The sequence below is a fragment of the Pseudomonas sp. MYb13 genome, from assembly GCF_002980075.1.
In the GTDB taxonomy this organism is placed as follows: Bacteria; Pseudomonadota; Gammaproteobacteria; order Pseudomonadales; family Pseudomonadaceae; genus Aquipseudomonas; species Aquipseudomonas lurida.
In genome coordinates this window covers 174977-187953 of the sequence record NZ_PCQI01000002.1, presented here as the reverse complement: position 1 = coordinate 187953, position 12977 = coordinate 174977, and the positions used below count along the sequence as shown (strand labels likewise).

Below are 12977 nucleotides of genomic sequence, written 5' to 3'. Positions count from 1 at the left end.
GTGAATTTTTTCGATGTCGTTCCAGGTGCTTTTGACGTCGAGCGTGCCCTGTGGCGATGGCTGCCTGGCTGTCGCCTTGTGTACCGGTGAACCCTGAACCCATCAGGGCTGCCATAAAAAACAGGATCATTTAATCAATGGCCACATACGAAATCCTGATAGCCGATGACCACCCGCTGTTTCGCAGCGCGCTGCACCAAGCAGTGACCCTGGGTCTTGGCCCGGACGTGCGCCTGGTCGAAGTGGCCAGCATTGCCGAGCTGGAAGCCCGCCTCACCGAAAAATCCGACTGGGACCTGGTGCTGCTCGACCTGAATATGCCTGGTGCCTACGGTTTCTCCGGGCTGGTGCTGCTGCGTGGGCAATACCCGCAAATCCCCGTGGTGATGGTCTCGGCCCAGGAAGAAGCCGATGTGGTGGTGCGCTCCAAGGAGTTTGGTGCCAGCGGTTTCATTCCCAAGTCCAGCGCGATGGAAGATATCCAGAAAGCGGTACGTACCGTGCTGGACGGCGATGTGTCTTGGCCGCCGCAGGCGTTTGAAGAAATCAACGTGTCCGACGAAGCCAAGGCCGCCCGTGATGGCCTCGCCAGCCTGACGCCCCAGCAGTTCCGGGTGCTGACCATGGTCTGCGAAGGCTTGCTGAACAAGCAGATTGCCTACGAGCTGAGCGTGTCGGAAGCGACGATCAAGGCCCACGTGACGGCGATCTTCCGCAAGCTGGGCGTGCGCACGCGCACCCAGGCGGCGCTGCTCTTGCAACAACTTGAGTCAATTTCGCAGCACTAAGCTGTCACCGGTTCACGCTTTTTTGACTTTGCGTGATCTAGTTTCCCCACTCCTTTGGTTCAGTTGCCTACATCTATGTCGCCTTTCAAGGGTCAAACCGGTATCAAACGTATCTTCAACGCTGGGGGGTATTCCCTGGATGGCCTGCGCGCAGCGTTCACCGGCGAGGCAGCCTTCCGCCAGTTGGTACTGCTCAACGTGATCCTGATCCCGGTGAGCTTTTTCCTGAATGTCAGCCGCGTCGAGCGGGCCTTGCTGATCGCCGTGTGCCTGCTGGCATTGATCGTCGAGTTGCTCAATTCGGCAGTGGAAGCGGCGATCGACCGTATTTCCCTGGACCGCCACCCGCTGTCGAAAAACGCCAAGGACATGGGCAGCGCCGCGCAGTTCGTTGCGCTGACCATGATTACCCTGGTGTGGGCCGTGATCCTGGTCTGACCCTCAGGCAATACTCGGCAGCACGATTTCGTCGCTTCGCTGGACCCCGGCGGTGAAGGCGCGGCAGAGCTCCAGGAATTCGCGCATTGCCGAGGTCTGGTACTTCTGTTTGTGCCAGATGAAGTAGAACTGCCGGGCCAGGTCCAGGTCCGGGGTTTCCACCGGCACCAGGCTGCCACGGCGGAACGCATCGCGCAGTGCCAGCCGCGAAATGCAGCCGATACCCAGCCCCGATTCCACGGCACGCTTGATGGCCTCGGTGTGTTCCAGTTCCAGGCGGATATTCAGCGCGCTGCGGTGATGGCGCATGGCTTGGTCAAACGTCAGGCGCGTGCCCGAACCCTGTTCCCGCAGGATCCACGCCTCATGGGTCAACTCATCCATGCTCGCCACGCCACGCTTGGCCAAGTGATGCTGCGGCGCGCAAAACACCACCAGCTCATCCTCGACCCAGGTTTGCACCTCGATATCCGGGTGGCTGCAGTCGCCTTCGATTAGACCCAGGTCAATTTCGTAATGCGCCACTTGGTGCACGATATGAGCAGTGTTCTGCACATGCAGCTTCACCTGGCTTTCCGGATGCTGCTGCATGAAACTGCCGATCAGCAGCGTGGCCAGGTAGTTACCGATGGTAAGGGTCGCGCCGACTGCCAGGGAGCCAAAGCCGGACTTGCCGTTGAGCAGGTCCTCGATCTCCTTGGCCTGGTCCAGCAGCGCCACGGCCTGGGGCAACAGCTGATGACCGAGGGCGTTGAGGCTCAGGCGCTTGCCCGCGCGGTCGAATAATTGGCAGCTGGATTGACGCTCCAGCTCGGTGATCGAGGTGCTGGCGGCGGATTGAGATAAGGCCAGAAGGCCAGCAGCGCGCGAGACGCTTTCCTGCTGGGCGACGGCGACGAAGACTTGCAGTTGACGGAGAGTAAATCGCATATCGATATAACCGATAACCCTTATCTTAATAATCCAGTTAACAGATATTGTCGCCGCCATTAGAATGCTGTGCAATTGCGCAACTACATTTGGCGCAGACCCATTTCCAGGAGTCCCCCGTACATGAGCAACATGAACCACGAGCGTGTCCTCAGTGTTCATCACTGGAACGACACTCTGTTCAGCTTCAAGTGCACCCGCGATCCGGGCCTGCGCTTCGAGAACGGTCAGTTCGTGATGATCGGCCTGCAACAACCCAATGGCCGCCCGCTCATGCGCGCTTACTCCATTGCCAGCCCGAACTGGGAAGAGCATCTGGAGTTCTTCAGCATTAAAGTGCCAGATGGCCCGCTGACTTCCCAATTGCAGCATTTGAAGGAAGGCGACGAGATCATCATCAGCAAGAAACCGACAGGCACCCTGGTGCTTGACGATTTGAAGCCGGGCAAACACCTGTACCTGCTCAGCACCGGCACTGGCCTTGCTCCTTTCATGAGCGTGATCCAGGACCCGGAAACCTACGAGCGTTTCGAAAAAGTGATCCTGTGCCACGGCGTGCGTTACGTCAACGAAGTCGCCTACCGCGAATTCATCACCGAGCACCTGCCGCAGAACGAATTCTTCGGCGAGGCCCTGCGTGACAAGTTGATCTACTACCCGACTGTCACCCGCGAGCCGTTCGAAAACGAGGGCCGCCTGACCGACCTGATGCGCAGCGGCAAGCTGTTCAGCGACATCGGCCTGCCGCCGATCAACCCCGAAGACGACCGCGCGATGCTGTGCGGCAGCCCAAGCATGCTGGACGAAACCAGCGAAGTGTTGAACAGCTTCGGTCTGAAAGTTTCGCCACGGATGCGTGAGCCGGGCGATTACCTGATCGAACGGGCGTTCGTCGAGAAATAAGCACTGACCCAATAATGTGGGAGCTGGTTTGCCTGCGATTGCAGACCTCGGTTCAACTAAAGACCGAGGCGTCTGCATCGCAGGCAAGCCCGCTCCCACACTGGTTTTTGGGGTTTATCCAGCCGCAAGCACTTCCAGCACGCAAATCACCCCGGTCTCGGGATAGTGCCAGCGCACATCCACATCCCAGAACTGTGCACCGTATTCGCGCTCTGGCCCCGGCGTCTGGTACGCCGGCCGTGGATCCTGTGCCAGGCACTGATCAATCAGTTCCACCAGGGGCTCGCCAAGGCGTTGGGCGTGGCTTTGTGCCTGTTGCAGGGCGGTCTTCAGCCACTGCACGGGGATCAGCTGCGGCGCGCCGCTGGCAATCTCATTGGTGGCCGTGTCGACGATGTCGGCATACGGCACATACGGCTTGATATCCAGCACCGGCGTGCCATCCAGCAAGTCGATTCCGGAAATCCACAGGCGGCCCGGTTCCACCTTGTCCAGCTTCACCACCGACTGGCCAATGCCATTGGGGCGATGAGTCGCCCGGGTGGCGAACACGCCCATTGACGTGTTGCCGCCCAGGCGCGGAGGGCGCACTTTCAGGCGAGGCTTGTCTTCCAGCGCCTGGTGGAACAGGAATAGCAGCCACACATGGCTGACCTGCTCCAGGCCCTGCACCGCTTCACCGCCGTCGAACGGCGCCACCAGCTCCAGCACGCCACGGGCGGCTGGCGCCAGCTGCGGTTGGCGGGGGATGGCGAACTTCTCCTTGAAGCAGGAGCGCACGAAGCCGACGGGCGAGACGGGGTAGGTCATTTCTGAAGCCTCAAGTTACAAGCTGCAAGCCACAAGCGTTTAACGTGCGGCTTGAGGCTCGTCGCTGTTCTCAAGCCCTGACGCGCAGCGTCAGCCCCTTGAGGAAGTTACGCAGCAACTGGTCGCCACACGGGCGGTAGTTGGTGTGGCCGAACTTGCGGAACAAGGCGCTCAGCTCAGGTTTGGACACCGGAAATTCAGCGGCCTTGAGGATGGCGTGCATGTCGTCTTCTTTCAGCTCGAAGGCCACACGCAGCTTCTTGAGGATGATGTTGTTGGTCACCGGTGTCTCGATCGGCTGCGGCGGGCGGCTTTCGTCCTTGCCGCGCTTGAAGATCACCAGGCCATCGAGGAAGTGGGCCATGACTTCATCCGGGCAGAACACGAAGCCTTCTTCCTCGTCCTTCTTGAGGTAGGTCAGCAGGTCGTCCTTGGTCACTTCCATGCCGCCGAGCTTGATGATCTCGACCATCTTGTTGTCGCTGATGTCGAGCATGTAGCGCACGCTGCGCAGTACGTCGTTGTGAATCATGGTAGGCAATCCTGGTATTCAACTGAGGACACCGCCGCAGTGGGGCGGTGTCGAGAAAAGGGCCGCGGCTTAGAACTTCTCTTTGCCGGACAGGTAGCGCCATTGGCCGACCGGCACCTTGCCGATGGACACGCCGCCGATGCGGATGCGGCGAATGGCGATGACTTTCAGGCCAACCGCTTCGCAGAACAGCGCGATCACGCCAGGCTGCGGGTTTTTCATCGCAAAGCGCAGGCGGTTTTCGTTCTGCCAGCTGGCTTTGACGGCCGGCAGCTCCTTGCCTTTGTAGGTCAGGCCGTGGTTCAGGCGGTTGAGACCGTGGGCAACCATGTCGCCTTCGACTTCCACCACGTATTCCTGCTCGATCTTGGCGGCGTCGGCGGTCAACTTGCGCAGGATCTTCCAGTCCTGGGTAAACACCAGCAGGCCGCTGGCCTTGGCTTGCAGGTCGGCGCTGGCGGTGAGGCGCAGGAAATGGCCCTTGAGTGGGCGCTTGCCGAAGCGGTGTTCTTGCGAGAGCGTCTCGGCGCTGATCGACGCCATGGCGGTTTCGGCATCCACGCCGGCCGGGGCGTTCAGCAGGATGGTCACCGGTTCTGGCGCGGTGGCCTTCGCGTCGGGGTCGAGCTCGACCTTCTGGGTGGTGACCTTGAACTGAGGTTCGTCGATCACTTCACCGTCCACCGAGACCCAGCCGCCTTCGATGAACAGCTCAGCCTCCCGACGGGAGCAACCGACCAGTTCGATAAGGCGTTTGGAGAGGCGTATGGGGTCAGTCATGACAGGGGCCGTAGCAAAAGGGGGCAGCTATTGTACCTGCCTGGCGCCGGTTAATCCCGGCCCCATTTCAGTGCTGTCGCTTTTTGTGGGCCCAGGCACGCCAGCACCCACAGGTGTTCTGCGGTTCGTCAGCCGCTGCGCAGGTGTTGCTGCTGGCGCAAACGCATATGCAGCAACGGATAGGGCTGGCCCAGGCCGTCATGCTCCGTGCGCCCGATCACCTCGAACCCCTGTTTGAGGTAGAAGCCCAAGGCCTGGGGATTCTGCTCGTTCACTTCCAGCTCGTCGGCGTTCATGTGCTCGATCGCATAGCGCAGCAATTGCCGGCCAAGGCCTTGGCCCCGGTGCTGCGGGTCGATAAACAACATCTCGACCTTGCCCGCGGCGACACCGGCAAACCCGGTGATGCGTTGGTACGAGTCTTTGGTGCAAATCAGCATCACCGTGTCCAGGTAGTGAGTCAGCACCAGGTTCCTCAGTAGCTCGATGTAGCTGTCCGGCAGGAAATCATGGGTAGCCCGCACCGAGGACTCCCAGATTTCAGTCAGTTTTTGATAATCACTGGATTTAGGTGTGTGGATAACCGAATGCCGACGCATGCTCGCTGCCCCTGCCGATGATTGGCGATGGGCAAACGATAGACCTAAAAAAGCCCCACATCTTGATCAGATGCAGGGCTTTTTACGGTGTTACCGATCAGTCGCGCTTTTCAGCCCACAGGTCGTATTCGTCGGCATCGGTCACGGTGCACCAGACCTTGTCGCCCGGCTTCAGGCCGCTGGCGTCGTCGATAAAGACGTTACCGTCGATTTCCGGCGCATCGAAGAAGCATCGGCCAACGGCGCCTTGCTCATCGACTTCGTCGATCAGTACTTCGATTTCCTTGCCGATGCGCAGTTGCAGGCGCGCCGAGCTGATGGCCTGCTGGTGCGCCATGAAGCGCTCCCAACGGTCCTGCTTGACGTCGTCCGGTACCACGGCCAGGTCCAGCAGGTTGGCCGGGGCACCTTCAACCGGCGAGTACTGGAAGCAGCCGACGCGGTCCAGCTGGGCTTCGGTCAGCCAGTCCAGCAGGTACTGGAAGTCTTCCTCGGTTTCGCCGGGGAAGCCGACGATGAAGGTCGAGCGGATGATCAGTTCCGGGCAGATCTCGCGCCAGTTCTTGATGCGCGCCAGGGTCTTGTCTTCGAAAGCGGGGCGTTTCATGGCCTTGAGCACTTTCGGGCTGGCGTGCTGGAACGGGATGTCCAGGTACGGCAGGATCTTGCCGGCAGCCATCAGCGGGATCAGCTCGTCCACATGCGGGTACGGGTAGACATAGTGCAGGCGCACCCACACACCCAGGCTGCTGAGGGCTTCGCACAGTTCGGTCATGCGGGTTTTCACCGGCGCGCCGTTCCAGAAACCGGTGCGGTATTTCACGTCGACGCCGTAGGCGCTGGTGTCCTGGGAGATCACCAACAGCTCTTTGACGCCGGATTTGACCAGGCGCTGGGCCTCGTCCAGTACGTCGCCGACTGGGCGGCTCACCAGCTTGCCGCGCATCGACGGAATGATGCAGAAGCTGCAGCTGTGGTTGCAGCCTTCGGAAATCTTCAGGTAGGCGTAATGGCGTGGTGTCAACTTGATGCCTTGCGGCGGCACCAGGTCGATCAGCGGGTTGTGGTCCTGGCGCGGTGGCACGACTTCGTGCACCGCGTTGACCACCTGCTCGTACTGCTGCGGGCCGGTCACGGCCAGCACGCTCGGGTGCACGTTGCGGATATTGCCTTCTTCCACGCCCATGCAGCCGGTCACGATGACCTTGCCGTTTTCCTTGATGGCTTCGCCGATCACTTCCAGCGACTCTGCCTTGGCCGAGTCGATGAAGCCGCAGGTGTTGACCACCACCACGTCGGCGTCCTGGTAGGTGGACACAACGTCATAGCCTTCCATACGCAGTTGCGTGAGGATGCGCTCGGAGTCGACCAGAGCCTTCGGGCAACCCAGGGAAACAAAGCCAACCTTGGGGTTGGCCTTTGCGATGGTGGTGGACATGTCTAACCTCGGTATTGAATGACGCCGCCAGTCGGGCACGACAGGGCTGCGGACGGGCGCTTGGTGCGCCTCTGATCAAAAAGTGCGCAATTCTAGCGACGGGCAACGCACTTGACCAGCTTTATGCGGGGAAATGCGACGAGTGCTGCGCTATGCTTCGCGCCGTTGCATACGGGTAAAAGCCCGGGGTCAATAAAACGTCTGTTACGAGAAGTAAAACAGCGCATGCTACGGTCAGCTTAGACGCGTTGTTTATAAAAGACCTCAGGTCAAAGGGCAGGAGTGGTTGATGGGTCACGCGAGTAGTCAGGCAGCAGGTGCCGAGGAATCAAACGCCAAGCCGATCGGCATGCTGGTGGCAGCGGTCGGGGTGGTTTATGGCGATATCGGGACCAGTCCGCTCTACACCCTTAAAGAGGTGTTCAACGGAGGGTATGGGGTTCAGGTCAACCATGACGGCGTGCTGGGGATCCTGGCGCTGATCTTCTGGTCACTGATCTGGGTGGTCTCGATCAAATACATGCTCTTCGTGCTGCGCGCCGACAACCAGGGCGAGGGCGGTATTATGGCGCTCACTGCACTGGCACGACGAGCGGCGGGGGAGCGCAAGAAACTGCGCAGTTTCCTGGTGGTATGTGGCCTGTGCGGCGCGGCGCTGTTCTACGGCGACAGCATGATCACCCCGGCGATTTCAGTATTGTCGGCCATTGAAGGCCTGGAATTGGCGTTCGACGGCCTGGAAAAGTGGGTGGTGCCGATCGCGCTGGTGGTGCTGGTAGCGCTGTTTCTCATCCAGAAACACGGCACGGACCGTATCGGCAAGCTGTTCGGTCCGGTGATGGTGACATGGTTCCTGGTCCTCGGCGGTCTCGGTGTGTATGGCATCACCCTGCACCCTGAGGTGCTCAACGCGCTGAATCCGATGTGGGGCGTGCGTTTCTTCGAGGCTCACCCAGGCATAGGCGTGGCCATCCTCGGCGCGGTGGTACTGGCATTGACCGGCGCCGAGGCGCTGTACGCCGACATGGGGCACTTCGGCCGCAAACCCATCGCCCGTGCGTGGTTCATGCTGGTGTTGCCGGCGCTGGTGCTCAACTATTTCGGCCAGGGCGCCATGCTGCTGGGCGATCCGGAAGCAGCGCGCAACCCGTTCTACCTCCTCGCCCCGAGCTGGGCGCTGATCCCGCTGGTCGTGTTGTCCACCCTGGCTACGGTGATTGCATCCCAGGCAGTCATTTCCGGTGCGTTCTCATTGACCCGCCAGGCGATCCAGCTGGGTTACATCCCGCGCATGCATATCCAGCACACCTCGAGTGCCGAGCAGGGCCAGATCTACATAGGCGCGGTGAACTGGTCGCTTATGGTCGGTGTGATCCTGCTGGTGCTGGGTTTCGAATCCTCCAACGCATTGGCATCGGCCTACGGCGTGGCGGTGACCGGGACTATGCTGATGACCACCATCCTGGTGTCGGCCGTGATGCTGCTGCTGTGGAAATGGCCGCCGATCCTGGCCGTGCCCGTATTGGTGTGCTGCCTGTTGGTCGATGGGCTGTATTTTGCCGCCAACGTGCCGAAAATCATCCAGGGTGGCGCCTTCCCGGTCTTGGCGGGGATCGTGCTGTTCGTGCTGATGACCACCTGGAAACGCGGCAAGCAATTGCTGGTGGATCGCCTCGACGAAGGCGGCCTGCCATTGCCGATCTTTATCAGCAGTATTCGCGTGCAGCCGCCCCATCGGGTGCAGGGCACTGCGGTGTTCCTCACCGCTCGCCCGGACGCCGTACCCCATGCGTTGTTGCACAACCTGCTGCATAACCAGGTGTTGCATGAGCAGGTGGTGATGTTGACGGTGGTCTACGAGGATATTCCGCGTGTGCCGGCCTCGCGGCGCTTTGAGGTGGATGCCTACGGGGAAGGTTTTTTCCGCGTGATCCTGCATTTCGGTTTTACCGACGAGCCGGACGTACCCGAGGCACTGAAGCTGTGCCATCTGGACGACCTGGATTTCAGTCCGATGCGCACCACCTATTTCCTCAGTCGTGAAACGGTGATCGCCTCGCGCATCAAGGGCATGGCCCGTTGGCGCGAAAGCCTGTTCGCGTTCATGTTGAAGAACGCCAACGGCAACCTGCGCTTCTTCAAACTCCCGGTAAACCGCGTGATCGAGCTGGGCACCCAGGTCGAGATGTAAACCGTCGCAGCACGGGGGCCGGCAATCGGCTCCCGCTTTCCTTTCTGAACCCTGTGCAATCCAGCGTTGTCGACTAGGCTCTAAGCACTGTCGCGCAGGAGCAAGGTTGCGCCTGCAAAAGTGCCCAAAATGCTAAGAAGAGGTGCGCCATGAGTCAACTGCTCGAACCCTACACCCTCCGTCAATTGACCCTGCTCAACCGCATCGCCGTGTCGCCCATGTGCCAATACTCGAGCGTCGATGGCCTGGCCAATGACTGGCACCTCGTCCACCTTGGCAGTCGTGCAGTCGGCGGCGCCGGGTTGATTTTCACCGAAGCCACCGCCGTGACTGCCGATGGCCGCATCACCGCCGAAGACCTCGGCCTGTGGAACGATGAGCAGATCGAACCGCTGCAACGCATCACGCGATTCATCGCAGCCCAGGGCGCCGTGGCCGGCATCCAGCTGGCTCATGCCGGGCGCAAGGCCAGCACCCATCGGCCCTGGATCGGCAAGCACGGCAGCGTCAAGCCGGAAGACGGCGGCTGGGTGCCGGTGGGGCCATCGCCGATTGCCTTCGACCCCCAGCACACCCAGCCCAAGCCATTGGACGAAGGGCAGATCCAGCAAGTGATCGCCGATTTTGTTGCCGCGGCCAAGCGTGCGTTGACCGCAGGTTTCGAAGTGGCGGAAATCCACGCGGCCCACGGTTACCTGCTGCATCAATTCCTTTCGCCCATCAGCAACCAACGGCAGGACCACTACGGCGGCTCGTTTGAAAACCGCATTCGCCTGGTGCTCGAAGTGACCCGTGCGGTGCGCGAGGTCTGGCCTCAGGAACTGCCGCTGTTTGTGCGGGTATCGGCCACCGACTGGGTGGAGGACGGCTGGAACCCGGATGAAACCGTGGAGCTGGCGCGCCGCCTGAAAGACCTGGGCGTCGACCTGATCGACGTCTCTTCCGGTGGCACCGCCGCCAATGCCGAGATTCCCACCGGCCCCGGCTACCAGACCCGCTTCGCCGAGCGGGTGCGCAAAGAGTCGGGTATTGCCACCGGCACTGTCGGCATGATTACCGAGCCCGCCCAGGCTGAGCACATCTTGCGCACCTGCCAGGCCGATATCATCTTCCTCGCCCGTGAGCTGTTACGTGACCCGTACTGGCCACTGCACGCCGACGATGACTTGGGCGGGCGCAAGGCCATCTGGCCGGCGCAATATCAGCGCGCGACCCATCGCGACCAGCCGATCCATGAGTCTGACTTGAGGGATTGAGCCGCATAATGTGCCACTGAAACCCACCCTGACCCGGTGGGTTTTTTTGTGGCCGTGGAGTGGGATTAGGCTGTAGGTCTTTGTTACCTAGATATTTTTTTAAGTGAATACTCTAAAAAAATCCCACAAGTGACGAGATCGTTTCTACGCTTAGGGTAAGTCTGATTTCTGGCCCAGGAAGTCAGTCGGTTTGCCCGCTGAGGCATTGCGCTTCATGGGAGGCGGGTAATGGGCAACAGGAGTATTTGATGGATATCAGGAGAAACAGTCCATGGCCAAGTCCTATGGTGTAGCGGGTGTGGTGGCGTCTTTTCTGACTCGCCGGGTGTCTTTGCGGGGGCGAAAGTTGAGCTCGGATGAGCTGGAGCTGCTGGCGCAATATCGCGCCCTGACCGAGAACGATCAGGTGGCGATGCGGTATTTGATAGGGGCGATGAAGAGTGTGTCGCGGTTCTGAGCACCTGTAGGAGCTGGCGTGCCAGCTCCTACAAGGGCCGATCAGGTGTACTTGCGCTGGTCCGGTGCCGGCGGGAAGTACTGATACAACCAGGTCTCACTCAGGGTGCGGTCTTGAGTGCGGATAAACAGGCGCAGCTCCACCGGGTCCACGCTGTCGCTGGTCGGGTACCAGTCAAACAGGATGCGGTAGCCCTTGATGTTATCCAGCACCAGCACGCTGAAGTCTTTCACTTCGCCATGGGAGCAGGTGACCACCGGTTCGATTCCGGTACCCGGTGGCAGGCGGTCCAGGCCACCGCCCTTGAAGTCCACGGCAAAACGGCGGGCCCAGACTTGCGGGTAGTGTTCACCCGGTGCCCAGCCTTCGGTAAAGCCGCCCATGCCGGAACGGGTGGCATCGACCTGAGCCAGCGGTGTGCTGACCGGTGGCAGCGCGCTCCAGTACAGCTTGTAGCCGTAGTTGAGTGAATCACCGGCAGCCACGGGTTTTTTCGGGGTCCAGAAGGCCACGATGTTATCGAGGGTCTCGCCGGTCGTCGGAATTTCCAGCAGGTCGATCGAGCCTTCGCCCCAGGCAGTGGTTGGTTCGACCCACAGGCTTGGGCGCTTGCTGTACCAGTCCACAGTGTCCTGGTAGCTGGCGAACTCGTGGTCGGTCTGCACCAGGCCGAAGCCTTTCGGGTCTTTATCGGCAAAAGCGTTGAATTGCAACTTGGCCGGGTTGTTCAGCGGGCGGCAGATCCACTCGCCGTTGCCACGCCACATTGCCAGGCGGTCCGAGTCGTGGATCTGCGGGTGGATGGTGTCGCACATGCGGCGCTCGTGGGTGCCGCAGCTGAACATGCTGGTCATCGGCGCAATGCCCAGTTGTTCGATGGTGGTGCGCGCATTGATATGGGCATCGATGGCCATCACCACCTGGTTGGCCTGGCAGTCGATGTCGAAGCGGTACGCACCGGTGGCGCTCGGCGAGTCGAGCAGGGCGTAGACCACGAAGCGGGTGGCGTTCTTGTCCGGGGTTTCAAACCAGAACTGTGTGAAGTCGGGGAATTCCTCGCGTTTTTTCGCGTAGGTGTCGATGGCCAGGCCGCGCGCAGAAAGGCCGTACTGGCCGGTGGAGTCCACCGCGCGGAAGTAGCTGGCGCCGAGAAACGACAGCACGTCATGGCGATCCAGTTCTGGCGCCTTGAACAGCTTGAAGCCGGAGAAACCGAGGTCGCCGGTCAGTTGCTTGGTGTCGACCGTGGTTTTTTCGTAATTGAACAGCGAAGGGCGGAAATGCACTTCACGTGCTTCGCGGGTCTTGGGGTCGACGCTGTGCATGCGTACTGGCGTCTTGAAACCCATGCCGACGTGGAAGAACTGCACGTCCAGTTGGCCGTTCAATTCCTTCCACAGCGAATGGTTGCCGTCGTAGCCGATGGCGTTGAAATTCTGCGGGGTCATGGTCGCCAGGGTCGGCGGCAATACCTGTTTGGTGTCTTTGTACGCGGTCCCGGCGAGTTGTTTGGCCTGGGCCTTGAGCGTTTCGAAGTCGAACGCCACGGCCTTGCCGTCGGCGGCACGGTTCCCGGCCCAGGCCTGGGCGGCAAGCAGGCCGCTGGCCGACAAACCGGTGTAGGCCGCAATGGCCATGGACGCTTTGAGCAAATTCCTGCGGTGCATAGAGACAACCTGTCGTGAGCAAATCCCGCGCCTTTCCTGGCACGTAGCGGATCAGAAATTACGGTTCGGACATGCCTTCGACCAAACGCAACGGACATTAAACAGACGCCGGATAGCTTAAGCGGTTCGATGACGTAGGAAAATTGATTGATAGCGTGCTGATGGCGTTGCAAATGCGACAAGACATT

At 60.5% G+C, this 12977-nt stretch carries 13 protein-coding genes; 6 read left to right on the top strand and 7 right to left on the bottom strand.

Features of this window, described 5'->3' with window-relative positions; genetic code table 11:
* The first annotated feature begins 137 nt into the window (after window positions 1–137).
* Both erdR and CQ002_RS04355 read left to right on the top strand, forming a co-directional pair.
* Window positions 138–788 carry a response regulator transcription factor ErdR gene (erdR, locus tag CQ002_RS04360; protein ID WP_003189050.1) on the top strand — a complete coding sequence of 217 codons (651 nt, stop codon included), beginning with the start codon at window positions 138–140 and terminating at the stop codon, window positions 786–788.
* A 75-nt stretch (window positions 789–863) separates the two neighbouring features.
* Window positions 864–1226: a diacylglycerol kinase gene (locus CQ002_RS04355; protein ID WP_012722527.1), complete on the top strand. Its 363-nt coding sequence runs from the start codon at window positions 864–866 to the stop codon at window positions 1224–1226.
* Between the two features lie 3 nt (window positions 1227–1229).
* On the opposite strand, the gene CQ002_RS04350 is transcribed toward CQ002_RS04355, so the two are convergent.
* The gene (locus CQ002_RS04350) at window positions 1230–2156 is read right to left on the bottom strand and encodes a LysR family transcriptional regulator (RefSeq protein WP_010212678.1); all 927 of its coding nucleotides are present in this window, start codon (window positions 2154–2156) and stop codon (window positions 1230–1232) included.
* Window positions 2157–2279: 123 nt separating this feature from the next.
* Here CQ002_RS04350 and fpr point away from each other — a divergent pair, with 123 nt between their 5' ends.
* A complete protein-coding gene (gene fpr, locus CQ002_RS04345; RefSeq protein ID WP_003189055.1) occupies window positions 2280–3059 on the top strand; it encodes a ferredoxin-NADP reductase in 780 nt (259 codons plus the stop codon).
* Between the two features lie 114 nt (window positions 3060–3173).
* Here fpr and tsaA read toward each other — a convergent pair whose 3' ends face one another.
* The 5 genes from tsaA to rimO form a co-directional block, all read right to left on the bottom strand.
* Entirely contained in the window at window positions 3174–3869 is a 696-nt protein-coding gene (gene tsaA / locus CQ002_RS04340; protein ID WP_098465883.1) for a tRNA (N6-threonylcarbamoyladenosine(37)-N6)-methyltransferase TrmO, read from the bottom strand.
* Between the two features lie 70 nt (window positions 3870–3939).
* The gene (locus tag CQ002_RS04335) at window positions 3940–4401 is read right to left on the bottom strand and encodes a DUF1456 family protein (RefSeq protein ID WP_034102443.1); all 462 of its coding nucleotides are present in this window, start codon (window positions 4399–4401) and stop codon (window positions 3940–3942) included.
* A 69-nt stretch (window positions 4402–4470) separates the two neighbouring features.
* Complete coding sequence (locus CQ002_RS04330) at window positions 4471–5181, bottom strand: rRNA pseudouridine synthase (protein WP_034102444.1); 711 nt, start codon at window positions 5179–5181, stop codon at window positions 4471–4473.
* Between the two features lie 128 nt (window positions 5182–5309).
* Window positions 5310–5780 carry a GNAT family N-acetyltransferase gene (locus tag CQ002_RS04325; protein ID WP_034102445.1) on the bottom strand — a complete coding sequence of 157 codons (471 nt, stop codon included), beginning with the start codon at window positions 5778–5780 and terminating at the stop codon, window positions 5310–5312.
* Window positions 5781–5877: 97 nt separating this feature from the next.
* The gene (rimO, locus tag CQ002_RS04320; protein ID WP_003231334.1) at window positions 5878–7218 is read right to left on the bottom strand and encodes a 30S ribosomal protein S12 methylthiotransferase RimO; all 1341 of its coding nucleotides are present in this window, start codon (window positions 7216–7218) and stop codon (window positions 5878–5880) included.
* A gap of 289 nt (window positions 7219–7507) precedes the next feature.
* On the opposite strand from rimO, the gene CQ002_RS04315 reads away from it, so the two are divergent.
* The 3 genes from CQ002_RS04315 to CQ002_RS04305 all read left to right on the top strand — a co-directional run bounded on the left by CQ002_RS04315 (window position 7508) and on the right by CQ002_RS04305 (window position 11122).
* Window positions 7508–9409 carry a potassium transporter Kup gene (locus tag CQ002_RS04315; RefSeq protein ID WP_069022057.1) on the top strand — a complete coding sequence of 634 codons (1902 nt, stop codon included), beginning with the start codon at window positions 7508–7510 and terminating at the stop codon, window positions 9407–9409.
* A gap of 149 nt (window positions 9410–9558) precedes the next feature.
* Window positions 9559–10665, top strand: a complete 1107-nt coding sequence (locus CQ002_RS04310; RefSeq protein ID WP_034102448.1) for an NADH:flavin oxidoreductase/NADH oxidase — start codon at window positions 9559–9561, stop codon at window positions 10663–10665.
* A 271-nt stretch (window positions 10666–10936) separates the two neighbouring features.
* Window positions 10937–11122: a hypothetical protein gene (locus CQ002_RS04305; RefSeq protein WP_034102449.1), complete on the top strand. Its 186-nt coding sequence runs from the start codon at window positions 10937–10939 to the stop codon at window positions 11120–11122.
* A gap of 41 nt (window positions 11123–11163) precedes the next feature.
* Here CQ002_RS04305 and CQ002_RS04300 read toward each other — a convergent pair whose 3' ends face one another.
* Window positions 11164–12789 (bottom strand): glucan biosynthesis protein D, encoded by a 1626-nt coding sequence (locus tag CQ002_RS04300; protein ID WP_098465884.1) that lies wholly within the window; start codon window positions 12787–12789, stop codon window positions 11164–11166.
* Between the last annotated feature and the right edge of the window lie 188 nt (window positions 12790–12977).